The organism is Massilia sp. UYP11, assembly GCF_050434805.1.
Lineage (GTDB): Bacteria > Pseudomonadota > Gammaproteobacteria > Burkholderiales > Burkholderiaceae_D > Telluria.
Map to the genome: position 1 here is coordinate 83,749 of NZ_JBNDJE010000003.1, position 23,987 is coordinate 107,735.

At 66.4% G+C, this 23,987-nt stretch carries 26 protein-coding genes; 1 reads left to right on the forward strand and 25 read right to left on the reverse strand.

What is annotated here, in order from left to right; translation table 11 throughout:
- Window positions 1-35 precede the first annotated feature (35 nt).
- Window positions 36-809, forward strand: coding sequence for a flagellar brake protein (locus ABIB38_RS07015; RefSeq protein ID WP_429202958.1), 774 nt, complete (start codon window positions 36-38; stop codon window positions 807-809).
- A gap of 5 nt (window positions 810-814) precedes the next feature.
- Here ABIB38_RS07015 and ABIB38_RS07020 read toward each other — a convergent pair whose 3' ends face one another.
- The 25 genes from ABIB38_RS07020 to flhD form a co-directional block, all read right to left on the reverse strand.
- Window positions 815-1,405: an N-acetyltransferase family protein gene (locus ABIB38_RS07020; protein WP_429202960.1), complete on the reverse strand. Its 591-nt coding sequence runs from the start codon at window positions 1,403-1,405 to the stop codon at window positions 815-817.
- A 22-nt stretch (window positions 1,406-1,427) separates the two neighbouring features.
- The gene (locus tag ABIB38_RS07025; RefSeq protein ID WP_429202962.1) at window positions 1,428-1,859 is read right to left on the reverse strand and encodes a F0F1 ATP synthase subunit epsilon; all 432 of its coding nucleotides are present in this window, start codon (window positions 1,857-1,859) and stop codon (window positions 1,428-1,430) included.
- 25 nt (window positions 1,860-1,884) lie between these two features.
- Window positions 1,885-2,754 carry a F0F1 ATP synthase subunit gamma gene (atpG, locus tag ABIB38_RS07030; RefSeq protein WP_429202964.1) on the reverse strand — a complete coding sequence of 290 codons (870 nt, stop codon included), beginning with the start codon at window positions 2,752-2,754 and terminating at the stop codon, window positions 1,885-1,887.
- Window positions 2,755-2,791: 37 nt separating this feature from the next.
- Window positions 2,792-3,880, reverse strand: coding sequence for a hypothetical protein (locus tag ABIB38_RS07035; RefSeq protein ID WP_429202966.1), 1,089 nt, complete (start codon window positions 3,878-3,880; stop codon window positions 2,792-2,794).
- Between the two features lie 291 nt (window positions 3,881-4,171).
- Window positions 4,172-4,954: an enoyl-ACP reductase FabI gene (gene fabI, locus ABIB38_RS07040; RefSeq protein ID WP_429202967.1), complete on the reverse strand. Its 783-nt coding sequence runs from the start codon at window positions 4,952-4,954 to the stop codon at window positions 4,172-4,174.
- Window positions 4,951-5,634, reverse strand: a complete 684-nt coding sequence (locus ABIB38_RS07045) for a 3-oxoacid CoA-transferase subunit B (protein ID WP_429202969.1) — start codon at window positions 5,632-5,634, stop codon at window positions 4,951-4,953. The genes fabI and ABIB38_RS07045 overlap by 4 nt, the downstream gene beginning before the upstream one ends.
- Window positions 5,635-5,654: 20 nt before the next feature.
- Window positions 5,655-6,302: a CoA transferase subunit A gene (locus ABIB38_RS07050; protein ID WP_429202971.1), complete on the reverse strand. Its 648-nt coding sequence runs from the start codon at window positions 6,300-6,302 to the stop codon at window positions 5,655-5,657.
- A complete protein-coding gene (locus tag ABIB38_RS07055) occupies window positions 6,299-7,501 on the reverse strand; it encodes an acetate/propionate family kinase (RefSeq protein ID WP_429202973.1) in 1,203 nt (400 codons plus the stop codon). Before ABIB38_RS07055 ends, ABIB38_RS07050 begins: the two co-directional genes overlap by 4 nt.
- Before the next feature lie 4 nt (window positions 7,502-7,505).
- Window positions 7,506-8,456 carry a phosphate acetyltransferase gene (locus ABIB38_RS07060; RefSeq protein WP_429202974.1) on the reverse strand — a complete coding sequence of 317 codons (951 nt, stop codon included), beginning with the start codon at window positions 8,454-8,456 and terminating at the stop codon, window positions 7,506-7,508.
- 11 nt (window positions 8,457-8,467) lie between these two features.
- Window positions 8,468-10,843, reverse strand: coding sequence for a DUF3141 domain-containing protein (locus ABIB38_RS07065; RefSeq protein ID WP_429202975.1), 2,376 nt, complete (start codon window positions 10,841-10,843; stop codon window positions 8,468-8,470).
- A gap of 230 nt (window positions 10,844-11,073) precedes the next feature.
- The gene (locus ABIB38_RS07070; protein WP_429202976.1) at window positions 11,074-12,288 is read right to left on the reverse strand and encodes an EAL and HDOD domain-containing protein; all 1,215 of its coding nucleotides are present in this window, start codon (window positions 12,286-12,288) and stop codon (window positions 11,074-11,076) included.
- A 43-nt stretch (window positions 12,289-12,331) separates the two neighbouring features.
- On the reverse strand, window positions 12,332-12,973 hold the full coding sequence (gene cheZ / locus ABIB38_RS07075) for a protein phosphatase CheZ (protein ID WP_429202977.1): 642 nt from the start codon (window positions 12,971-12,973) through the stop codon (window positions 12,332-12,334).
- Between the two features lies 1 nt (window position 12,974).
- On the reverse strand, window positions 12,975-13,373 hold the full coding sequence (gene cheY, locus ABIB38_RS07080) for a chemotaxis response regulator CheY (protein WP_005666673.1): 399 nt from the start codon (window positions 13,371-13,373) through the stop codon (window positions 12,975-12,977).
- 141 nt (window positions 13,374-13,514) lie between these two features.
- A complete protein-coding gene (locus ABIB38_RS07085; RefSeq protein ID WP_429202978.1) occupies window positions 13,515-14,579 on the reverse strand; it encodes a protein-glutamate methylesterase/protein-glutamine glutaminase in 1,065 nt (354 codons plus the stop codon).
- A gap of 38 nt (window positions 14,580-14,617) precedes the next feature.
- Entirely contained in the window at window positions 14,618-15,217 is a 600-nt protein-coding gene (gene cheD / locus ABIB38_RS07090; RefSeq protein ID WP_429202979.1) for a chemoreceptor glutamine deamidase CheD, read from the reverse strand.
- A 15-nt stretch (window positions 15,218-15,232) separates the two neighbouring features.
- On the reverse strand, window positions 15,233-16,087 hold the full coding sequence (locus ABIB38_RS07095; protein ID WP_429202980.1) for a CheR family methyltransferase: 855 nt from the start codon (window positions 16,085-16,087) through the stop codon (window positions 15,233-15,235).
- A gap of 92 nt (window positions 16,088-16,179) precedes the next feature.
- Complete coding sequence (locus ABIB38_RS07100; protein ID WP_005666668.1) at window positions 16,180-16,683, reverse strand: chemotaxis protein CheW; 504 nt, start codon at window positions 16,681-16,683, stop codon at window positions 16,180-16,182.
- Window positions 16,684-16,694: 11 nt separating this feature from the next.
- Window positions 16,695-18,881 (reverse strand): chemotaxis protein CheA, encoded by a 2,187-nt coding sequence (cheA, locus tag ABIB38_RS07105; RefSeq protein ID WP_429202981.1) that lies wholly within the window; start codon window positions 18,879-18,881, stop codon window positions 16,695-16,697.
- A gap of 48 nt (window positions 18,882-18,929) precedes the next feature.
- The gene (locus ABIB38_RS07110; protein WP_005666664.1) at window positions 18,930-19,295 is read right to left on the reverse strand and encodes a response regulator; all 366 of its coding nucleotides are present in this window, start codon (window positions 19,293-19,295) and stop codon (window positions 18,930-18,932) included.
- 68 nt (window positions 19,296-19,363) lie between these two features.
- A complete protein-coding gene (locus ABIB38_RS07115) occupies window positions 19,364-19,912 on the reverse strand; it encodes a chemotaxis protein (RefSeq protein ID WP_429202982.1) in 549 nt (182 codons plus the stop codon).
- A 26-nt stretch (window positions 19,913-19,938) separates the two neighbouring features.
- On the reverse strand, window positions 19,939-20,871 hold the full coding sequence (motB, locus tag ABIB38_RS07120) for a flagellar motor protein MotB (RefSeq protein ID WP_429202984.1): 933 nt from the start codon (window positions 20,869-20,871) through the stop codon (window positions 19,939-19,941).
- 52 nt (window positions 20,872-20,923) lie between these two features.
- Window positions 20,924-21,778, reverse strand: a complete 855-nt coding sequence (gene motA / locus ABIB38_RS07125) for a flagellar motor stator protein MotA (protein WP_429202986.1) — start codon at window positions 21,776-21,778, stop codon at window positions 20,924-20,926.
- 147 nt (window positions 21,779-21,925) lie between these two features.
- A complete protein-coding gene (locus tag ABIB38_RS07130) occupies window positions 21,926-22,741 on the reverse strand; it encodes a methyltransferase domain-containing protein (RefSeq protein ID WP_429202987.1) in 816 nt (271 codons plus the stop codon).
- Complete coding sequence (gene flhC / locus ABIB38_RS07135) at window positions 22,701-23,321, reverse strand: flagellar transcriptional regulator FlhC (RefSeq protein ID WP_429203378.1); 621 nt, start codon at window positions 23,319-23,321, stop codon at window positions 22,701-22,703. Before flhC ends, ABIB38_RS07130 begins: the two co-directional genes overlap by 41 nt.
- A gap of 82 nt (window positions 23,322-23,403) precedes the next feature.
- The gene (gene flhD, locus ABIB38_RS07140) at window positions 23,404-23,721 is read right to left on the reverse strand and encodes a flagellar transcriptional regulator FlhD (RefSeq protein ID WP_429202989.1); all 318 of its coding nucleotides are present in this window, start codon (window positions 23,719-23,721) and stop codon (window positions 23,404-23,406) included.
- Window positions 23,722-23,987 lie beyond the last annotated feature (266 nt).

Genomic DNA, 23,987 nt, shown 5'->3' on the forward strand with positions numbered 1-23,987 from the left:
CAGCAGCATTCCACAATCACGTCCAGGAACCCGCCGTGAACGTCCTTGATGCCGTCGCCATTGCCCGCAAGGGCCCGCCCAAATCGTCCGACCTCTTGAGCCGCATCCCCGGCAACGCCGAGCCGCACCAGATGTCGGATCCTTTCGACATCGGTGAAGCCTTGACCGCCCTGGCGCTCAGCGGTGATCCGCTGACCGTCTATTCCGGCGTCCAGGAACCGATCCTGGTGCGGATCGAGTCGGTCGATCCGGAGTTGCCACATTTCGTGGTGGATTTTACTGGCAGTGAATTGCCGGCTACCCGCCACGCCACCTTCGTCAGCGCGATCGGCGGCAACGCCAAGCTGCAATTCGAGCTCGACAGCGACTGGGTGAGCTTGCCCGGCCAGCCGCACCTGGTGCCGGCGACCTTCCCCGAACACTGCCTGGTGCTGAACCGGCGTTCCGCACGCAGGGTGGAGACGCCGGTCGGCGCCAACTATACCGCCAGCTTCAACCTGTCGGGCCGCCAGGTCGAACTACCCCTCTACGATTTTTCCCAGGGCGGGGTCGGCATGCGCGCCTCGCCCGAACAGTGTTTCGGCCTGCACGTCGGCAAGAAACTGAGCGGCGTGCGGCTGGAACTGGGGCCGGCGCTGGTCGTCACGGCCGACCTGGAAGTGCGCCTGATGCGCCCGTTCCGCACCTTCCTGCTCGGCGAGCAGGTGCAGGTCGGCTGCAGCTTTGCCGGCATCTCGATGCAGATGCAGCAGACGCTGGAGCGCTTCCTGACCACCGGCCGCCCCGAGCGCCGCAGCGCGGCGTCCTGACCGGCTTAAGTCGGCCACGCCCCTGCTCCGGCCCCGGCGCCGGCCAGGTCCAGGCTGACCACCCGCAGCGTGGCGTCGTCATCGCACCCCCTGTCGGCGAAGCCGAGGCGCCTGGCGAGCCGCCGCATCGGGGTGTTAGCGGCAAGCACAAAACCCTCCATGCGGCGCAATCCGCGCGTCCTGGCCACGGCGATCAGACTTTCCAGCAGGCGGCGCGCCAGGCCCAGTGACTGCCAGTCGTCGACGACGGCGACGGCGAACTCGCAGCTGTCGCTGCCGGCCGCGCCCACGAAGCGCGCGCCCGCGACGATGTGCTGGTCCGGGCCGCCGTCACCGCTGACGGCGACCAGCGCCAGGTCATGGCGTGGATCCGGGCGCGTCGCCGCCGCCAGCATGGCGGGCGACGGCTCGCGCAGCGGCATCATGAAGCGCGCGTAGCGCGAATCCGCCGACAGCCGATCGAAGGCGGCGCGCAGCCCGTCTTCGTCCTGCGCCCGGATCTCGCGCAACAACACCGTGCGGCCGTCGCGCAACCGGGCCAGGGCCGGCAACGCCGGCCTGTCCGCCGGATCGTCCTGCATGACTGTGCCTGTCAAAAAAAGTCGCAATGGGACGGCGTCATCCGCGCCGTTTCTTTTGCCGCGCCAAGGCCTGGAGTTGCGCAATGGCGATCGCCAGTTCCGACTGCGCCTTGGCGTAATCGATCTTCGTGTCCCGGTTGCGCAGCGCTTCCTCGGCCTGCCTGCGCGCTTCATTCGCGCTGGCTTCGTCCAGGTCGCGTCCGCGGATGGCGGTGTCGGCGAGCACCGTCACTTCGTCAGGCTGCACTTCGAGGATGCCGCCGGCGACGAACACCAGTTCTTCCTCCTCCTGCCCCGGCACCTTGATGCGCACGGCGCCCGGCCGGATCCGGGTCATCAGGGGCGTGTGCATCGGATAGATGCCGAGCTCGCCGCTTTCGCCGGGCAGCGCGACGAACTCTGCCTCGCCTTCGAACACGCCCTCTTCGGCCGAGACGACGCTGACATGGATCGTAGGTGGCGTTGCCATGATGTCCCCGCTGTATCCGCCAGCCTCAGACCGCCGCCGCGCCGGAGACGATCTCGGACAGTTCCTTCGTGATCGCCGCCTGGCGGGACTTGTTGTAGACCAGCTTGAGGTCGTCGATGATGCTGGCCGCGTTGTCGCTTGCCGCCTTCATCGCCATCCTGCGCGCCGAATTCTCGGACGCGAAACTTTCGGCGACCGCCTGGTAGATCAGGGCCTCGACATACCGTATCAGCAAGTCGTCGATCACCTGCACCGGATCGGGCTCGTACAGGTAGTACCAGCCATGCGTGCCCCGTTCGGCCCGCACGTTCTCCGGCACCAGCGGCACCAGCTGCTCGATGACGGCCTGCTGGCTCATCGAATTGATGAACTTGGTGTAGCACAGGTGGATGGCGTCGATGTCGGCGTTCTGGTAGGCGTCGAGCAGCACTTTGGTCGGGCCCAGCAGCCGTTCGAGGTGCGGGGTGTCGCCCAGCTGCACGGCATGCGCGACCACCCGGGCGCCGATGCGGTTCATGAACGACAGGCCCCGGCTGCCGATGACGACCAGGTCGCTGCCGACGCCGGCTTCCTCGTATTCGCGCATGGCGTGCGTCACGATGCGCAGGATGTTGGTGTTCATGGCGCCGCACAGGCCCTTGTCGGTCGTGACCACGATGAACCCGACCCGCTTGCCCTCGCTGTGCGTGAGCAGGAAGGGATGGCTGTATTCGGGGCTCGCTTCGGCCAGGTGCCCCGTGATGTTGCGCAGCTTGCGCACATAGGGACGCGCGGCGCGCATCCGCTCCTGCGCCTTGCGCATCTTGGAGGTGGCGACCATCTCCATCGCCTTGGTGATCTTCCTGGTGCTTTCCACGCTCTTGATCTTGTCGCGTATTTCCTTGCCCCCAGCCATGATATATGCTCCTCACAACTTGTCAGGTGAACCGGCGTCAAGACCAGAGTCCCGACGATAGCAACTGCTCTGCTTCCTCGAACACGCTTTTTTCCGGCAGCAGGCTGGTTCGCGCGAAGCGCACCAGCGAGAATGCGCGCACCCGCGGCGGCAGGGTCGGCAGGCGCGCGATCCGCAACTCCAGGTCGGCGCCCGCCGGCGGGCCCGCCGGCATCCCTGGCCTCCCGTCCGGGGCCGCGTCGCGCCCGGCGCCACCAGGCTCGATCACGACGTTCATCCGGTCCAGGGCCAGGCGCCGGGTCGACACCGACAGATGCCGTCCGGGCTGGACGAACACCGCGCGCACCTGCTCGAGTTCGCGCTCCAGCGCGTCTTCGCGCAATCCCAGGCCGGACAGCTCGCGCGCGTTCTCCTCGACCTGCTCTTCGAGCCGCGCCAGTTCGCCGGGGTCGCTCGCGACGTCGCCGCCGATCACGGCGCGGATACCCTTGCCCTGGCGTTCGAGCAATTGCAGCCGCACCTTGAGCAACGCGCGCTCACGTTCGAGCGCGGCGCGGCGCGACTTGTCCGCGGCGCCGCGCGCCAGGCCTGCCAGCGCCAGCTCGTCCAGCAGCCGCCGCACGATGTCCATCCTGAGCTGGGCTTCATCGCCGGCGCACATCCTGACCTGGTGGTCGTTGAAGCTCACCGTGGTCTGCGGCACGTCGCGGCGCATCGTCTCGCCCTCCATCCTGGCGCCCAGGACGTGGCGTTCGGCCATGTCCATCCCCAGCACCGCATAGGCTTCCGGCGCGTCCCCGTGGTCGGCAAAAAAGGCGCGCAGCTCGGCCGAGCGGCTGATCCGCGACGCGACCTCGTCGGGCCCGGCGAACCAGGCGTGAATATACGGATCGCCATCCCAGGCGGCGGCGCTGGCCTCGCGCGCCGCGGGCACTGCGTCGACCAGCGCGCGCACGTAGGCGAACGAGGTCGCCACCGCGGGCGCGAGACGCGTGCGACTGCGGCGCGCCAGGCCCAGCTGCGGGTGCAGCGCCAGCACGCGCTCGATCGCCGCGTCGACGCCCTCCCTCTCCTGCGCCGCCGGCGCCGTGGCGCTGTCGCCCCCGCGCCTGATCCTGTCGAGCAAGCCCATCTCCGGTCCCCGTTAGCGCGCTAGCTATAGCGTTCGTTGACGATATGCACGTGAATTTTCCGGTCTTCCAGAACATGTCCTGGACGCGCGGCAGCAGGCTGCGCAGCGCTTCGGGCGGCGCGTCCCTGAACGTCAGCAGCACCGCGGGCCGCGTGCCGTCCCCGGGCAGGTGCTCGATCGCGTCGAACGGCGGAAATCCATACTTGACCAGGAAGGCCTTGATGTCCTCGTCGCTGGTGCCCGCCTCCACGTTTCCCATCACCAAGTCAGCCATGGCAGTTCCTTTCACGCCATGATGTGCACGCCGCCATCGACGTAGATGGTCTCGCCGGACAGCCGCCTGGCATACGGCGTGGCCAGGAACGCGCAGGCGAAGCCGACGTCCATGATGTCGACCAGCTCGCCGAGCGGCGCGCGTTCGGCCGCCTGCGCGAGCAGCAGGTCGAAGTCCTTCAGGCCAGAGCCCGCGCGCGTCTTGAGCGGCCCCGGCGACATGGCATGCACCCGGATATGCCTGGGCCCGAGTTCATAGGCGAGGTAGCGCGCGCACGCTTCCAGCGCCGCCTTTACCGGCCCCATCAGGTTGTAGTTGGGGACCACCTTGTTGGCGCCGTAGTAGCTCATCGTGAACATGGTGCCGCCGTCCGTCATCAGGCGGGCCGCCTGGCGCGCCATGCGCACGAAGGAATGGCAGGAGATGTCCATCGCCTGGCCAAAGCCCGCGGCGCTGCTGTCGAGCAGCCCGCCCTGCAGGTCTTCCTTCGGGGCCCAGGCGATCGAGTGCACGAACAGGTCGAGCCGCCCCCATTGCCGCTCGATCTCGCCGAACACCGCCTCGATGTCCTCGAGCCGGGTGACGTCGAGCGGCATGAAGATCGGCGCGCCGAGCTCGCGCGCGAGCGGTTCGACATAGGTCCTGGTCTTCTCGCCGGCATAGGTGATGGCGAGTTCCGCGCCCAGCTCGCGGAATGCCTTGGCGCATCCGTAAGCGATGGAATGCTCGTTGGCGATCCCGGAGACCAGGGCCTTCTTGCCCGACAATACCGGGCGGTGGCGTTCATCGGTCATGACGAAGCTCCTTCGGTTGGGTTGAGGCCATCGATTTGCATCTGCGGCACCCGGCTCGGCACCGTCAGCTCGGCCTCGGTGGCGGCCAGCACCGCGTCCACCCCGACGCCGGGCGCGGTTTCCAGCAGGGTGGCGCGTCCGCCGTCGAAGCCGATGACCGCCAGTTCGGTCACCAGGAGGTCGATCGCGCGCGTGGACGTCAGCGGCAACGTGCATTTCCGCACGATCTTCGGCTTGCCCCTGGCGGTATGCTGCATGGCGACGATGACGCGCCGGGCGCCGGTGACGAGGTCCATCGCGCCGCCCATGCCGGGCACCATCTTCCCGGGAATCATCCAGTTGGCCAGCAAGCCTTCCTGGTCCACCTCCAGGCCGCCCAGCACCGTGAGATCGAGGTGGCCGCCCCGGATCAGGCCGAAAGAGACCGCGCTGTCGAAGGTCGCCGCCCCGGGCAAGGCCGTGACCGGCTGGCCGGCGGCATCGGTGAGATAGGCCTGCGCCAGGCCTTCCTGCGGGATCGGCCCGGTGCCGACCAGGCCGTTCTCGGACTGGAAGTAGATGTGCATGTCGCGCGGGACGTAGTTGGCGACCAGGGTCGGTATGCCGACGCCGAGGTTCGCCAGCATCCCCGGGCGCAATTCCTGGGCAATGCGTCTGGCGATCAGGGTTGGGGCGTCCATGGCTCGAGTTACCTCCTCATTCACGCGTGGGCCACGAGGTAATCGACCAGCACCGCCGGCGTCACCACATGGTCGGGAGAAATCATCCCCACCGGAACGATATGGGCGGCATCGACGATCACGGTCCCGGCCGCCATCGCGATCACGGGATTGAAATTGCGGGCGGTCAGCGCGTAGACCAGGTTGCCCTCGTAATCGGCCAGAAAGGCTTCGACCAGGGCGAAATCGGCCCCGAGCGCCGTCTCCAGCAGGTAGGGTGCGCCGTCGACTTCGATCTTGCGCTTGCCCTCTTCGACCGCGGTGCCGACGCCGGTCGGGGTCAGGACGCCGCCCAGCCCGTAGCCGGCGGCGCGCAGGCGCTCGATCAGGGTGCCCTGCGGCACCAGCTCGACCTGCAGCTCGCCGGCAATCATCTTGCGCTGGGTTTCCGGGTTGAGCCCGATATGGCTGACGATCGCCTTGCGCACGGACCCGGCCGTGACCAGCTTGCCGATGCCGCGGCCGGGGGTGGCGGTGTCGTTCGCGATCACGGTCAGGTCGCGCTTGCCCTGGCGCGCCAGTTCGTCGACCACCCGTTCCGGCGTGCCCACGCCCATGAAGCCGCCGATCATGAGGCTGGCCCCATCCGGGATCATGGCGACCGCGCGCTCCAGGCTGACCGTCTTCATGCCGCCGCTCCCCTGGCCGCCCCGGCGACCACGGCGCGCGTATGGCGCGCGATCATCAGCTCTTCGTCGGTCGGAATCACCCAGGCCGAGACCTTGCTGCCTGCCGTGCTGATGCACGGCCCGCCGGCCGCGTTGGCGGCCGGGTCGAGTTCGACCCCGAGCCAGCGCGCCGCGCGGCAGGCCCGTTCGCGGATCAGCGCCGAATGCTCGCCGATGCCGGCGGTGAACACCAGCGCGTCGATGCCTTCCATGGCGGCCGCCAGCGAGCCGAGTTCGCGGCCGATGCGGTAGAGGAACAGGTCGACCGCGAAGCGCGCCCGCGCATCGTCGCTGGCGAGCAAGGTGCGCATATCGCTCGAGATGCCCGACACGCCGAGCAGGCCCGACTGCTTGTAGATCAGGCGTTCGATGGCGCGCGCATCCATCTTGAGGTGGTCCATCAGGAACAGCACCACGCCCGGGTCCAGGTTGCCGCAGCGGGTGCCCATCGGCAGGCCGTCGACGGCGGTGAAGCCCATCGTGCTGGCCACGCTCTTGCCGCCCACCAGCGCGCACAGGCTCGAGCCATTGCCCAGGTGCGCCACCAGGGTGGCGCCTTCGGCGCCCTGCTGCGAGTACGCCGGCAGCACCGACGCGATGTATTCGTACGACAGGCCATGAAAGCCGTAGCGCCGCACCCCCAGCCTGGTAATGCTGTCCGGCAGCGCGTACGCCTGCGCCACCTCGGGCTGGGCGCGGTGGAAGGCGGTGTCGAAACAAGCCACTTGCGGCAGGCTCGGTCGCGCCTGCGCCAGGGTGCGGATCGGCGCCAGGTTGTGCGGCTGGTGCAGCGGCGCCAGCGGCGTCAAGCGGTCGAGCGCCTCGATCACGGCCGGGGTGACGAGCGCCGCTTCGCTGAACTGCACGCCGCCATGCACGACGCGGTGGCCGACCGCCACCAGGCGGTGGTCTTCGCGGTGGCTGCGCAGGAAGTCGCCGATGTAGTCGGTCGCGCCCTGGTGTCCGGGCGCGGCGTCCGGTTCCCAGCGCCGCTCGCCGATCACGGCGCCGCCGGCGTCCTTCGCGCTGAACCTGGCCGCGTCGTACAGCCCCTCGACCTGGCCCTGGAAGACGAGCTCGGGTTCGGCCGGGCGGGCGTCGAAGGCGCGGAACTTGATGCTCGACGAGCCGGCGTTAAGTACCAGAATGAGGTCGGCCATGGCGTCACCTCACCGGCTGGCCGCTCTCGCGGCGCGCCTTGGCCACCAGGGTGGCCACCGCGCACGAGGCCAGCCGGGTGACCATCGAATCGGCGCGGCTGGTGAGGATGATCGGCACCCGCGCGCCGAGGACGATGCCGGCCGCGTCGGCGCCGGCGAGGAAGGACAGGCTCTTGGCCAGCATGTTGCCGGCCTCGAGATCGGGCACCAGCAGCACGTTGGCGCGCCCGGCTACGGGCGAATCGATCTTCTTGATCCTGGCCGCGTCCGGGTCGATCGCGTTGTCCAGCGCCAGCGGGCCGTCGACCAGGGCGCCGGTGATCTGATGGCGGTCGACCATCTTGCACAGTGCGGCGGCCTCCACCGTGGAAGGCACTTTCGGATTGACCGTTTCCATCGCCGACAGCACCGCCACCCGCACTTCCTTGAACTGCAGGGCGTGCGCGAGGTCGATGGCGTTCTGCAGGATGTCCATCTTTTCTTCGAGGGTCGGCGCGATGTTCACGGCGGCGTCGCTGATGACCAGCGCATCGGGATATCCGGGCACGTCCATGACGAAACAGTGGCTGACGCGGCGCGCGGTACGCAAGCCGGTCTCGCGCTTGACCACCGCCCCCATCAGCTCGTCGGTATGCAGGCTGCCCTTCATCAAGGCCTCGGCCTTGCCCTCGCGTACCAGCGCGACGGCCGTCGCCGCCGCCGCGTGGCTGTAGGCCGCTTCGACGATCGGCACGTCGCCGATCCGCAGGCCGTGCTCTCGCTCCACCTGTTGCGCCACGGCCTCGATCCGTGCGCGCGGACCGACCAGGACCGGCGCGATCAGGCCGATCCGCGCGGCTTCCAGCGCGCCGGTGAGCGAGCTGGCGTCGCAGGGGTGGACGACGGCGGTCGGCAGCGGCGGCAGGTCCTTGCAATAGTCGATCAGCCGCTGGTATTTCTCGTGCTTCGGTTCCATGTCGGGTCCTTTCAATGCAGGCGCGGTGAGGTCGGCAAGTCGGGCACTGGCGGGACCGGCCGCAGGGCCGGCCGCTGCTCGGCCTGGCCTTCATGTTCGCCACTGAGCAGCGTGTGCAGCCGCTCCACCATCGCCAGCTGGGCGCCGGTCGGCGGCGTCGCCTGCACGCGCTCGTCGGCCATCAACGCCTTGACCAGGGTCAGGAGCCGCTCGCGGTCGCGCCGATCGCGCAACAGGGTCGGCAGCGTGGTGATCGCCTTTTCGGGCTCGTACCGGGTAATGATTTCCTGCTCGCCGCGCAGGCGCCGCCACTGGTCGAGCGGCACGTCCGGCAGGTAGTCGGCGTAGGCCTGCGCCAGTTCCTTGCGCTTGACCAGGCGCGACAGCGGCAACAGCGCGCCCTGCTGGGAGCGCAGGCTTGCCAGGCGGGCGAAGGCCTCGGCATAGCCGCCCTCGGCAATCGAGTCCAGCGCCTCCTGGACGAAGGGCAACGCGCGCGCGTCCAGCGTTTCCTGGACCGGCTGCGCCGGTTTGCGCTCGGCCAGGTAGAGCGAATACATGGTCGCGTAGATGCTGAAGAAGCCCGCTTCGGTGGCGGCGTCGCGCGTGGCCCGATACAGGTCCAGCGACGCACTGACCAGCTCGGCGCCGGCGTTTTCCAGGCGCCGCCACGGATCGCGCTCGTCCAGCGGCTGGCGATGCTCGCGGACGGCCCGCGCCGCCGGTTCGAGCCACGCCATCCAGGGATTGCGGCTCGACAGCGCCCAGTTCTGCACGCGCAAGGGATGGAAGACACGCAGCAGGCGCGCGCTCATGTCGTTGGACATGGCCTTCACCCATGGCTGCACGAACAGTTCATAGCCACGCTGGTTGAAGTCGGACAGCGCCGCCACCGCCTCGAACGGCTGCTCGTCGACGCGGTTGAAGCGATTGACCTGGGTGCTGACGTCTTCGAGCCGGCGTTCGTGGAAGGTGACCTCGTACTGCGGTTTGCCGTCGGCGCCGGCGCCGTCGACTTCGGTGATCTGCATGCCATACAGGCCCGGCGGCAGGATCTCGACTTCATTGAGCACCGACACCAGCTGCGTATATTCCTTCTTCGCCACCTTGCCGGAAACGAAAATGCCGAGATGGCCGATGTTCTGGTGCAGCAGGCCCACGATCACCTGGCCGCGCGACTTGATTTCCTCGGTGCTGCCATAGATGTCGGCCACCCAGTTGAAGGCCTGCTCCGGCGGCGTGATATTGTCCCCCATCGACGCGAACAGGATGATCGGCATTTCGATGGCGCGCAGGTCGAAAGCCTGGCCGGTGTTGCCCTTGACGTCGCCGGACCATAGCTTGTTGCCGACGAACAGGTTGCGGGTGATGAATTCGATCTCTTCGCGGTTCAGCAGGTAATAGGTTCCCCACCAGCGCTCGAAGTCCAGGTAGCGCGCCGGCTCGGTGTCGGCCAGCCGGTATACCTTGTAATACTTGTCCCACAGCGAATTGGCCGGGTTCAGGTTCTCGAAGTTCTGTACCAGGTGGGCGCCATCGAAGATGCCGTTGCCGAGGTCGGCGACGAACGACGACAGCCAGGTGCCGCCGAGCATCCCGCCGGCATAGCGCATCGGATTGTCGCCCTCGCCCTCGTTCCAGGCGCCGCTCACATACGACATCGGCGCCCCGTTGATGAGGATCGGTCCGGTATCGTCGGGGCTCGAGGCGGCCAGCATCATCGCCGCCCAGCCCCCCTGGCAGTTGCCGATGATGGCCGGTTTCTCGCTGGCCGGATGCAGCGCGCGCACGTGTTTCACGAACTGCCCCTCGGCGCTGCACACGTCCAGCAGCGTCTGCCCGGGTTCGGGGTCGCGGAAGAAGCTGACGAAGTACACCGGATGGCCGGCGCGCATCGCCACGCCCGCCTGCGAGTCGTCCTTGAAGCCGCCGATGCCGGGGCCATGGCCGGCGCGCGGATCGATGATGAGATAGGGGCGCTTCGCGGGGTCGGTCGTGACGCCGGCCGGCGGAATGATGCGCAGCAGCGCATAGTTGACCGGCCGCGCGAAGCCGCGCCCGTCGAGGATGGTTTCGTAGTCGAAATGCAGGACCGGCGCCGATCCTTTCGCCGCGCGCTCGAGGAAGTTGTCGCCGCGCTGGCGCAAGGTATCCCAGAACAGCATCGAACGCTGGAAGGCATCGACCGCATAATGCTGGTACGACCAGGGGTTGAGCCCGGCCATCCAGCCCGCGCGCCCGTCCGGTTCCCTGGCGCCCGTCGCCTCGCCGATCGCCGCGCCGGCCCGCTGGCTGAACTGCGCCAGCGCGGTCTTCATGCGCTGCTGATGGATGAGACTGATCTTGGTGCCGATCTCATGGCTCCGTGCAAGGTGCTTAGTGTCCATGAACGAACCTCAAAGGGGAGGAAGCTGTGCCAGGGGGACGCTCGCCAGGGAGGCGCTCGCCAGGTGCTCGGGAGACCAGTGAGCGTGCCGCGTGATCCTTCGCAGCGTCGATTGTCCGCTGCTGCGGCCGGGACGCAATCAGACCAAGGTCCCATGCCGGCGCGGGAACATGGGCAGTACGGCTGCGGGGGGCGGCGCCGGCTATCCAGCCGGGCCGTATAAGGAGAAGGTCAGGCCTCGACCGCGACGCTCTGCGCCCAGGCCAGCGCCGACAGGTGGGCCTGGTTGACTTCGGACGGCGTGATCGCGAGTCCATGGGCCAGCGACGCCACCAGGTTCGAGTTGAGCTCGCAGGCTTCGGCCAGCGCCAGGTAGGGCCCATACGGCCCTTCGCGCCCGGTCAGCGCCTGCACCACCCCGTCGGGCAACTGGATGGTCTCGAGCACCTGCTGCATGCTCAGGCCCAGCAGCCGGTCGAGCAGCGAAAACATGCCGGCCACGAACAGGTTCTCGGCCTCGCCCTTGCCCAGATACTTTTGCCCCAGCAACTCGGCCAGGCGCCCGCGCACCACGGCGGTCTCCATCAGCACCGGCGAATAGCCGCTCGCACTGGCCGTGGCCAGCAGCAGCACCAGCCAGCGGTACAGCGGCGCATAGCCCAGCAGCGAGATCGCCTGGCGCAGCGACTGCACGTCGCGCCCGGCGCCGAAGCCCGCGGTATTGATGTAGCGCAGCAGCTTGTAGGTCAGGGCCGGATCGCGTTTCAGCACGCTTTCGAGCTTGGGCAGGTCGGCGTTGGTCTGCACCAGCTGCATCAGCTGCAGGATCACGCTCTGGGTCGGGTTCATGCCCTTGACCGGGTTGCCCGGTCGCGGCGTCAGGTGCAGCTTGCCGACGAACGCGTCCAGGCCGAGCGCGGCGCAGGCGTCGAAGTCGGCCCAGGTGCCCACCGGCCGCCCCACCATGCGCAGCGCCGAATGCTTGGCCGCGGCATAGCTGCGGGCCTGCTCGGCCACGTCGGCGCCGCTGAAGCGCACCTCGAGATAGGACGCGTAAGGCGACAGGTTGCGCCCCAGCAGGTTGAGGTCGCAGCCGCGGATCGCGATGCCGACGCCGCCGGCGCGCACGGCCTGCACGGCCGAGCGCACGTCGAGGTCGGCCAGCTGGCGGATGTCGAAGGTGAGGACGGTGCGTTCCGGCGGCAGCGCGTGCAGGGCATCGAGCGACAGCATGCCCGGCACCGCGTCGAGGAACAGGATCTTGTCGCGCAGCAGCCAGCCATGGTCCTGGTGGTTGACGTGCTCGGCGACGAAACCGACCAGCCCTTCCAGGTCCTGGTCGGTGGGAATGCGTCCGTCGTGCTGCTGCCACGACAGTTCATAGCCGAGCACGCGCTGCCTGGGGTCGAGCAGCGGCTCGCGGACGATGAAGTTGGTGTGATGCATGGAGGCGCGTAAGTAGAGTGGCCGGCAAATGCGCGGCGCCGGCTCAGAACCCGAGGCTGTCGAGCAGATCGTCGACCTGGCCCTGGTTGGCCACGACGTCGGCGCCGGTCGGCTTGATCTGCGGACCGTTCAGCAGGCCGTTGTCCAGCTCGCGCTTGATCTCGCTCGGCGCGAAATCGATCAGCACCTGCACCAGCTGCTTCTCGAGGTTTTGCGCGATGCCGGTGATGCGGCCGATCACCTGGCCGGTCAGGTCCTGGAAGTCCTGGGCCATCATGATGTTCATCAGCTCGGCGCGCGTGGCGACCGCGCCGGCCGCCGACTCGTTCATGCTGGCGACCGTGCGCTGGGCCATCGCGCGCCATTCGGCCTCGCTCGCGCCATTGTCCAGCAACGCCTGCCAGCCGCCCGACAACTCGACCGCGCGGGTCTCGATCGCGTCCTGCAGGGGACCTGCCGCGTCGGTCGCGTCCAGCACCTTCTTGGCCGCCTGTTCCGACAGCCGCGCCACGTAGTCCAGGCGGTCGCGCGCATCGGGGATGTCGCTCGCCGCCTTTTCGATCAACTTGTCCAGTCCGAGCCCGCGCAGGCTTTCGTGCAGCGCGCGGGTCATGTGGCCGATCCGGCTCAGCACCTCTTCGTTCGAGGCGGCCCCGGCGTCGATCACCGAGTTCATCTCACCCATCTCAGGCTCCGGCTTTATCCAGTTTCTCGAAGATCTTGTTCAGCTTCTCGTCGAGGGTCGCGGCCGTGAACGGCTTGACCACGTAGCCGCTGGCGCCTGCCTGTGCGGCGGCGATGATGTTCTCTTTCTTCGCTTCCGCGGTCACCATCAGCACCGGCAGCTTGGCCAGCGCGGGATCGGCGCGGATGTTTTGCAGCATGGTCAGTCCGTCCATGTTCGGCATGTTCCAGTCCGACACCACGAAGTCAAACGATTCGCTGCGCAGCTTGGCCAGCGCCATCACGCCGTCCTCTGCCTCGTCGACGTTGGCATAACCCAGTTCTTTCAACAGATTCCGGACGATGCGGCGCATCGTCGAGAAATCGTCAACAACCAGGAAACGCATCTTTGGATCAGCCATGAATAACTCCGTTTGAATCTTATACTGTGGTTTGTTGGGTGAGCTGCCCTGATGGGCTCAATAACAGGCTCAAGAATAGCATTTTTGTTGCCTCACGGCGATAAAATAGCCCCTAAAGCAGGTCTTCATCACTAATTCGGATCAAACACGCAACGCCCGGCTGCCCTGCGCCGCCAGATGCTCGAGCACCATGCGCGGCAAGGCCTGCAAGGGGCCGACGTCGTGGGCGGCGCCCAGGGCGATCGCTTCGCGCGGCATGCCGAACACGACGCAGCTGGCTTCGTCCTGCGCGAAGTTGTGGGCGCCGGCCTCGCGCATCTCGAGCATGCCGGCCGCGCCGTCCTTGCCCATGCCGGTCAGGATAACACCAACGGCATTCTTGCCGGCCGCCTGCGCGGCCGAGCGGAACAGCACGTCGACCGAGGGACGGTGGCGATTGACCGGCGGCGACTGCTCGATGCGGGTCATGTAGTTGGCGCCGGAACGGGTCAGGAGCAGGTGCGAGTGGCCCGGCGCGATGTAGGCGTGGCCGGGCAGCACCCGCTCGTTGCCGCTCGACTCGACCACGCTGATCTTGCACAGCGAATCGAGGCGCTTGGCGAAGGAACTGGTGAAGCCCTCCGGCATGTGCTGGGCGATCAGGATGCCCGGACAGTCGGATGGCATCTGCATCAGGAATTCACGGATCGCTTCGGTGCCGCCGGTCGAGGCCCCGATGATGATCAGTTTCTCCGAAGAAATTAGCGGACTGCGCAAGGCCGACAGCGGCGCGCTGGCTGCCTGCGGCGTGCGCGAACGCGGCGCGATGCGCGCGCGCGCGGCGGCGCGGATCTTGTCGGCGATCATGTCGGCATACTCGCGCATGCCGGTCTGGATCGAGATCTTCGGCTTGGTCACGAAGTCGACCGCGCCCAGTTCGAGCGCGCGCATCGTGATTTCCGAGCCGCGCTCGGTCAGCGAGGACACCATCAGCACCGGCATCGGCCGCAGGCGCATCAGCTTTTCCAGGAAGTCGAGGCCATCCATCTTGGGCATCTCGACGTCGAGGGTCAATACGTCTGGATTGTGTTTTTTTATCAGATCGCGTGCGACCAGCGGATCGGGCGCGGTGGCGACCACTTCGAGGTCGGGCTGGGAATTGACGATCTCGCTCATCACGCTGCGGATCAGCGCGGAGTCGTCGACAATCAGCACCTTGGTCTTCATGGCTTTCCCTTTCAGGTCGATACAGGTAAACATGCGGGTCAGAACAGGTCGATGGCGCCGCCGACGGGTTCGACCTTGAGTCGCTTGGCGTAGTCGAGCTCGCGCTTCGCCAGCGTCTCGTTGTGGGTTTGCATCAGTTTCTTGACCAGCACCTTGCCCGTGCGCGGGAAGAAGAACACCTTGCGCGGATAGATGTCGTTCAGGTCTTCGGCCAGCACCGGGATGCGTTCGGTTTTCAGGAACTGCATCACGAAGGCGGCGTTGCGCTCGCCGACGTTCATCGCGGTAAAGCCGCGCAGCACGGCGCCGCCGCCGAACACCTTCGCCTCCAGGTGTTCGCGTCTGGCGCCGGCCTTGAGCAGGTCGTTGATCAGGATCTCCATCGCGAACGAGCCGTAGCGCATCGAGGCCGAGACCGGGTTGTTGCCGGCGTCGGCCCCGCCGTCGGGCAGCATGAAATGGTTCATGCCGCCCAGGCCGGTCAGGCGGTCGCGGATGCAGGCCGAGACGCAGGAGCCGAGCACGGTGGCGATCAGCATGTCCTTGCCGGTATAGAAATACTCGCCCGGGAGAATCTTGGCCGCGTCGACGTTGAAGGTGCGGTCGTGATAGAGATTGGTGGCGAACTGGCTGTTCATGGTCGTCTCACGCCTTTAGGCACTGCGTCCATCGAGTTCGTACACCGTCTTGCCGCGCAGGCGCAGCGCATCCGACACGTACAGGAAGTTCTCGGAGTGGCCCGCGAACAGCAGCGCATTCGGCTTCATCAGCGGCACGAAGCGGCCCAGGATGGTGCGCTGGGTCGGCTTGTCGAAATAAATCATCACGTTGCGGCAAAAGATGGCGTCGAACTGCCCTTCCAGCGGCCAGCCGTCGGCCAGCAGATTGAGCTGCTTGAAGGTGACGAGGTTGCGCAGCTCGGGGCGCACGCGCGCCATGCCCTCGTGGGCGCCCTTGCCCTTCAAGAAGAAGCGGCGCAGGCGCTCCGGCGCCATCTTGTCGAGCCGTTCCATCGGGTACACGCCATTGGCGGCGGTGGACAGCACGTTGGTGTCGATGTCGGTGGCGACGATCTGCACCGGCGGGGTCAAGCTGTTGAAGGCCTCGCAGGCCGTCATCGCGATCGAGTACGGCTCTTCGCCGGTCGACGCCGCCGAGCACCAGATCGTGAGCGGACGGGTGTCCTTCTTGCGCGCCGCGACCAGGTGCTCGAGCAGGAGCGGAAAGTGATGGGCCTCGCGGAAGAACGAGGTCAGGTTGGTCGTGAGCGCATTGGTGAACGATTCCCACTCGCGGTCCATGCGGCCCGCTTCCAGGTCGTCCAGGTAGGTCGCGAACGACTGGATGCCGGTCGCGCGCAGGCGCCGCGCCAGGCGGCTGTAAACCATTTCCTGCTTGCTGTCGGCCAGCGAAATGCCGGCGCGCTGGTGAATCAGCGCGCGTACCCGTTCGAAGTCACGGCGCGTGAAGTCGAATTCCTTGACCGTCTCTGTTTTCTGCTGCGGCACGTGTCCTGCCTTCTGAATGCTGATGTGGTCCGCGCCACGATTGACGCGGTCCGATGTGGATGCTGCATGCCGCCGCCGTCGCAGCTGCTTTCTCAGGCGGCCAGCTTGTCGATCAGGCCCATCTCGCCCGAGGACATCAGCTTGTCGATGTCGACCAGGATCAGCATGCGCTCGTCGACCGTGCCCAGGCCGATCATGTAGTCGGAGTTGAAGGCGGTGCCCATCTCCGGCGCCGGCTTGATCTGGTCGGCGGTCAGGGTGGTCACGTCGGACACGCTGTCGACCACCATGCCCATGATGCGCCCGCCGATGTTCAGGATGATCACGACGGTGAACTGGTCGTACACCGGGGTGCCCAGGTTGAACTTGATGCGCATGTCGACCACCGGGATGATGATGCCACGCAGGTTGATCACGCCCTTGATGAATTCGGGTGCGTTGGCGATGCGGGTCACCGCTTCGTAGCCGCGGATTTCCTGCACCTTCAGGATGTCGATGCCGTATTCCTCGGAGCCGAGTGTGAAGGCCAGGAATTCGTTGCCGGCGCCGTCGTTCGCGGTCCCGTCAGCCGAGGTGGTGTTTGCCAGGTTGGACATGGGTTTCCTTCTTATTGAGTAAAAATTGATGGAACGACGGGATCGTCGGCCAGCTGACGCGATGAACGCACCAGCGCCGCCACGTCGAGGATCAGGGCGACGCCGCCGTCGCCCATGATGGTTGCGCCGGAAATGCCGGCCACCTTGCGGTAATTCGCTTCCAGGTTCTTGACCACCACCTGCTGCTGGCCCACCAGCTCGTCCACGAACAGCGCCGCCTTCTTGCCCTCGGTCTCGAGGATGACGACGATGCCGTCGCTCGGCTCGCGGTGGCGCGGCGCGATGTCGAACATCTGGTGCAGCGGGATCAGGGGCAGGTATTCGCCGCGCACCTTCAGCACGCGCCCGCGCCCGGCGATCTCGCGCACGTCTTCGGGCGCCGGCTGCAGCGACTCGACCACGAAGGACAGCGGCAGGATGTAGATTTCGTCGCCGCTCCTGATCGACATGCCGTCCAGGATCGCCAGGGTCAAGGGCAGCGAGATCGAGATCGTGGTGCCGAAACCGGCCGCCGAACGGATGTCGACCGTGCCGCCCATGGCGGTGATGTTGCGCTTGACGACGTCCATGCCGACCCCGCGGCCGGAGACGTCGGTGACCACTTCGGCGGTCGAGAAGCCGGGCGCGAAGATCAGCTGCCAGACTTCCGGGTCGCTCATCGTCTCGGAGACCGCCAGGCCGTTCGCGGCCGCCTTGGCCAGGATCCTCTCGCGATTCAGCCCGCCGCCGTCGTCCGCCACTTCGATCACGATGTGGCCGCCCTGGTGGCCGGCCGACAGGAACAGGCGCCCGGCTTCCGATTTGCCGGCGGCGACGCGCGCGGCCGGCATTTCGATGCCGTGGTCGATCGAGTTGCGCACCAGGTGGGTCAGCGGATCGACGATGCGCTCGATCAGGCCCTTGTCCAGCTCGGTGGCCGCGCCGTGGGTGATGAAGTCGACCTTCTTGCCGAGCTTACTGGCCAGGTCGCGCACCATGCGCGGAAAGCGCGAGAACACGAAGTCCATCGGCATCATGCGGATCGACATCACGGCTTCCTGCAGCTCGCGCGTGTTGCGGCCCAGCTGGCTCACCGACGACAGCAGGCGTTCGTGCAGGATCGGGTCGAGCACGGTGCTGCGCTGCTCGAGCATGGCGTTGGTGATCACCAGCTCGCCGATCAGGTTGATCAGCTGGTCGACCTTTTCCACCGAGACCCGGATCGACGACGATTCGGACTGGGCGTCCTTCTTGGCCGCCTTCTTCTCGGCGCTCAGTTCGGCCAGGTGCTCGACCACGCTGAGCGCCTGGCTGGAGGCCTGGGCCGGCAGGCTGGGCGCCGGTTCCGGCGCGGCGGCCACGATGCCTGCGGCGGCGCGGATCTGTTCGATCGGCTGGAAGAAACCGTAGCCGAGATCGTCCTCCGACGGCTCGCCGCCGGCCGGGCCGACGTCGTCGTCGGGGCCGAAGAAGCCGTAGCCCTGCGCATCTTCGATGCGCTTGCGCTCGGCCGCCTCGATCGCGCGCTGCGCCGGCGTGAGCGCCGGCGCCTCGAAGATCTTCAGGTCGCTCGGCTCGAGCACGAAGGAGCAGATCGCGATGATGTCGTCCAGGCTCTCGTGGGTGGTGATGATCAGCGCCGTGCGCCCGCCCTCGAGCGGCGCCACCGAGACGCGGCCCATCAGCCCGAGTTCGTCGACCAGCGCGTTGATGTCGCGCTGGGCCACCTGCGGCAGCTCGATCTTGTAGCGGTGCGCGCCTTCGATCTGGTGCTCGGCGCGCGGCTTGGCCGTCAGGTAGGACGGCGCCACCACCGGCGCGGCCGGCACCAGGCCCTCGGCCAGGTCGTGCAGGGCCATGCGCACGTTGGCGATGGCCTCGTTGTCGACCGCGGCCCCGTGGCGGTGGCCGTCGAGCTGCATCTTGAGCCCGTCCTTGGCTGCCAGGAAGGCGTCCACGTGGTTCGAGGTCAGCGCCATCTCGCCCTTGCGGATGCGGTCCAGCAGCGACTCCAGCACGTGGGTGACGTCGCACATATCGGTCAGGCCGAAGGTCGATGCGCCGCCCTTGACCGAGTGGGCGGTGCGGAAGATCGCGTTCAGGTCTTCCGCATCGGGCGCGGCGACGTCGACCCCCAGCAGCAGGCGTTCCATTTCGGCGAGCAGTTCTTCTGCCTCGTCGAAAAAGACCTGGTAAAACTGGCTGATGTCGATGGTCATGTTGCCGTCCGCTCGGGTGAAAGCATGGTCAGGGCGTCGCGCATGGCGTCAGCCGATCACTTTTTTGACCACCTCGATCAGGCGCTGCGGATCGAAGGGCTTGACCAGCCAGCCATTGGCGCCGGCGGCGCGGCCCTTGTTCTTCATCTCGTCCGACGATTCGGTGGTGAGCATCAGGATCGGGGTCTTGGCGTAGCCCGGCAGGGTGCGCAAGGTCTTGATCAGTTGCAGGCCGTCCATCTTCGGCATGTTCTGGTCGGTCAGCACCAGGTCGACGTTCTGCAGCTTGGCCTTGTCCAGGCCATCCTGGCCGTCCACCGCCTCGACCACGTTGTAGCCAGCCGCCTTCAGGCTGAACGCCACCATCTGGCGCAGCGAACTGGAATCGTCGACCGCGAGAATCGTTTTTGCCATTTTTTGCTCCTGCTATTTTGTATCCGGCTTCACGCCAGTTGAATGATTCGTTAATACGCCAACAGCGCTCAAAACAGCTCGACGTCGCCGCTTTCCAGGTGCTTCTGTTCGACCGAGCGGCGCAGCATGCTGCGCAGTTCGAGCGACTGGATCGCCAGCGCCATGCTGACCTTGCCGAGCCGCTCGACGATCTCGTCGCCGTCGGTCTCGGGTGCGATGTCGGCGCCATGCTCGCTGAGCGTGCCCAGGAAGTCGCGCAGGCCCGCCACGCGCCGCAGTGTACGTTCAATCAGTTGCGCCGTCATGTCCTGGAACTGCATGCTGGTGATCGCCGTGTTCACGTGCGCGCCCACGTCGGACGACATCGACGACAGCAAAGACCGATCTTCAAGCGATAGCGCACCGCCCTCCAGCAGCCGCTCGATCGCTTCCTGGCGCGCGCCGACCGCCGCGTGCACCGCCGTGAAGCTGGCGGTCAGCTTGTCGATCGCCTCTTCCAGCAGCAGTTCGGTCTGCAGCAGGTCGGTCTCGACCTCGGTCAGGTGGCGCCGCCCGTGCATGGACACGCCCGACAGCAGGCGCTTGACATGCGATCCCAGTATTTTTTTTCTTGTCATTTCACTCTCTCCAGTCCTGCCCTGGCCTATTTCTTCACCGCTTCCAGCGTGGCGCTGGCCGCGCCCACCGCATCCGCCGCCGGCACGTCCAGCGTCGCCGCGTCGCGCCGGACCGCGTCCTCGGTGCGCTTGTTCATGACGATGATGCTGATGCGGCGGTTGACCGGATTGAACGGGTCCTTCGCATCGAGGTGGGCGGCCGAGGCCAGGCCCACCACGCGCAGCACCTTGTCGTCCTGCAGGCCGCCCAGCACCATCTCGCGGCGCGAGGCGTTGGCGCGGTCGGCCGACAATTCCCAGTTGCTGTAGCCGGCATCGCTGTAGTACGGCGTCGAATCGGTATGGCCCGAGATGCCGATCTTGTTCGGCACCTCGTTGAGCACCATGCCGATGATGTGCAGGATTTCCCTGGTATACGGCTGCAGTTCGGCCTTGGCCAGCGCGAACATCGGGCGGTTCTTCTCGTCCACGATCTGGATGCGCAGTCCTTCGCTGGTGATGTCGAGCAGCAGCTGGTTCTGGTACTTCTTGAGCATCGGATTGACCTCGATCGCCGACTCGATGCGCGCCTTCAGCGTCTGCAGGCGCAAGCTCTCCTCGCGCGCCAGCGCGGCCCTGGCCGCCTGCAGGTCATAGGTCTTGTTCTCGGGGACCGAGTCGCCGCGCTTGACCTGGCCCTGGGTCCGGGTCAGGTCTTCGCCGCCGCCCTTGATCACCGACGACGAGTCGCCCGAGCCGGAACCGCCCGCCATCGCCACCTTCAGCGGCGTCTTGAAGTACTCGGCAATGCCGACCAGGTCGCCCTTGGCGGTCGAGCCCAGCAGCCACATGAGCAAGAAGAACGCCATCATCGCCGTCACGAAGTCGGCGTAGGCGATCTTCCAGGCGCCGCCATGGTGGCCGCGGGCCACCTTCTTGATGCGCTTGACGACGATCGGCCGCCCGCTGTCGTCAGCCATGCGCGCCTCGCTTGATGCAGCCTGGGGTAGAGTCGAATGCGGTCATCGCGGCTTACTTCTTCTTCTTGATGTGCTCTTCGAGCTCGGCGAACGTCGGACGCTCGGTCGAGTACAGCACCTTGCGGCCGAATTCGACCGCCAGCGCCGGCGCATAGCCGTTCAGGCTCGCCAGCAGCGTGACTTTCACGCACTGGAACATCTTGCTCGATTCTTCCAGCTTCTGCTCCAGCACGCTCGCCAGCGGGCTGACGAAGGCATAGGCCAGCAGGATGCCCAGGAAGGTGCCGACCAGCGCCTTAGCGATCAGGATTCCCAGCTCGGCCGGCGGCAGGCCGACCGATTCCATCGTGTGGACCACGCCCATCACCGCCGCCACGATGCCGAAGGCCGGCAGGCCGTCGCCGATCTTGGCGATCACGTGGGCCGGCACGGCGCCCTCGTGGTGGTGGGTCTCGATTTCGTTGTCCATCAGGTTTTCGATCTGCATCGCATCCATGTTCCCCGACACCATCAGGCGCAGGTAGTCGGTCATGAACTCGATGATGTGATGGTCGGCCAGCACCGCCGGATACCTGGAAAACAACGCCGACGATTCGGGCGCCTCGATGTCGCCCTCGATCGACATCAGGCCCTCCTTGCGCACCTTCGACAGCACGTCGAACTGCAGTGCCATCAGCTCCATATACATGTCTTTGGTGTACCTGGAACCCTTGAAGACACTGGGGAAGGCCTTCATGGTGGCCTTGATCGACTTGCCGTTATTGCCGACAAAGAACGCGCCAAAGGCGGCGCCGCCGATCATCAGGAGCTCGATTGGCTGCCATAGCGACGCCAGGTGGCCGCCGGCGAGCGCAAACCCGCCAAACACGCAGGCGCAGACGATGATGTAACCAACAATCACTAGCAAGGGATTTAGCTCCAGAAAAGCCCGTTCCGACCTCGCCTTGAGGACCCAAAACCGGTAATTTCAGAAAAAGTTTATTCAGGGAACTACTCTAGCTGGAGAATGGCCTATGGGCAAGTAAAACCACCCCGCATACTCACCATTTGTCGCCTAAAAGTCCCACATGTACAGTGCCGGCCCTTCCGGGACCGGATGGACGACGCGGCTGGGGGGCCGGTCTTCGATGACGAATTCGTAACTGAAAAGCGTCGATCCGGGCCGCATCTCGCGCGCAGCCTTGCGCCACAGCGCGCTCATCGCGGCAGGCGACAGATAGGCGAACACTGCGTCGTAGTGGCCCAGGTGGAGTTGCTCGTAGTCGCCGCAGATGAAGCGCGCGCGGCTACGGGCGGCGAGCGCGCGCAGGTGACTGGCCAGCCACGGCAGCGGCGCCAGCTCGATGCCCTCGATGCTCGACTCCGGCCGGCGCCGCTGCAGCGCCAGCACCAGCCCGCCGACGCCGCTGCCGATATCGATCACGCGCAGCGGCCGGCCTTGCGGCAGCACCTCTGCGACCGCCGCCCACACCCGGGGTCCGGACGGGTAGTACGGCACCTGGGTGCGGTAGGTCGACCAGTACAGCAGCAGCAGGAACAAAAAGACGGCGAGGAAGACGGCCGGCGGGATCGCCAGCGCGCTGGCGCCCAGCACTGCCGGCGCAAAGCCGAACTGGATCGCGCGCCACCAGCTGGCCAGGCCGCGCCACCAGGACAGCAGCGCGGCGAGCACGCCCTGCACCAGGGCGACGTGCCAATGCGACAAATCCAGGCCATTGCTGGCGAGCAGGTAGACGACGGCGAGCGTGAGGGGAAAGGCGGCGGCCTGGATCAGGAGCGCCCGGACCGCGGGAAAACCCAGAAAGCGCAGGCAGGAGCGACGCGCCAAATCAGGCGCTGTCCCGGCCTGGGGAATTGTCCTCGGCCGCATCATCCGCCACGTCATCGGCCGCGGCCGCGACCGCGCGCTCGGCCGCTTCGCGGGCATCCCTGGCCTTGCGGGTCTTGCCGGCGCGCGAAGGCATGTGGCACAGGCCGCACAGGTAGTCGGCGTTCAGGTCGAGGGCGTTGACGATGAACCTGCCCTGGCAGCGGCTGCACGGGGCCAGCAGCAGCATGCCGCTCTGGAAGAAGCGCACCAGGGTCCAGGCGCGCGTGAGCGACAGCAGCGGTTCTTCGCCCGGCGCCGGCGGCATCTGTTCGAGGTAGAGCTGATAGGCCTTCATGACGGCATGGATGCCGGAAGCGCCGGCATGCTCCACCAGGAACTGGTGGATGTTCATGAACAGCGAGGAATGGATGTTCGGTTGCCAGGTCAGGAACCAGTCGGTGGAGAACGGGAGCATGCCCTTGGGTGGAGAGACACCCTTGAGCTCCTTGTACAGCTTGAGCAAGCGTTCGCGCGACAGCGAGACCTCGGTCTCCAGCAACTGCAGGCGTGCGCCCAGGTTGATCAGTTCGATCGCGAGCTGGATTTCCTGTGCTTCGGATACGACGCTCTTTTTACTCACCATTCGTTGCTCATGATTCGTTGCTCATGCACTGTTCCCGCCCTGGTTGCATGCGGCCTCCCAGCAAGGCCGCTGGCAGGAATTATACGATCTCTTCCGCCGGCTGGCCTGCCATCAGGATCGCGGCGTGCGATTGCGCCAGGCTGCGTTCCTTGGTGTGGCTGGTCAGCATGCCCAGGATCGCGGTGTCGTCGAAGCGGAAGCGGGCCAGCATCATGTTGCCGCCGGCGAGCTTCAGGATCTGGGCATTGCTCATGCCTTCGATCAGCTCGGCGATCTCGGCCGACACGCCCAGGCGGAAGATGGCGGTGACTTTGTCGGCACGAATCATCTGCTGGGCCAGCATCAGGTAGCTCAGGTTTGCATCGCGAATCTCGGCCATCATGTCGTTCATCGTCATCTTCTCTCTCCGTTAGTTGTCTCGGCGCTTGTTTGTGTTGCCGATGAGATAGATTCTGACTGTGTGGAAACTTTTCAGGTATTGGATAAAACCTGTATTTTGGGTAGGGGAACGACGAGATGAAGCCGTAGGAGTTTGTCTGACAAACGCCCATGACTCCCTATGAAACCCCGCGAAAAACCGGGGTGAAGCGGCGCCGGGAAGCACCTTGATTTGGGTCTATGTCAGACCCGGCTTGTCGCAAATTCACTACAGGTTTTGCTGAA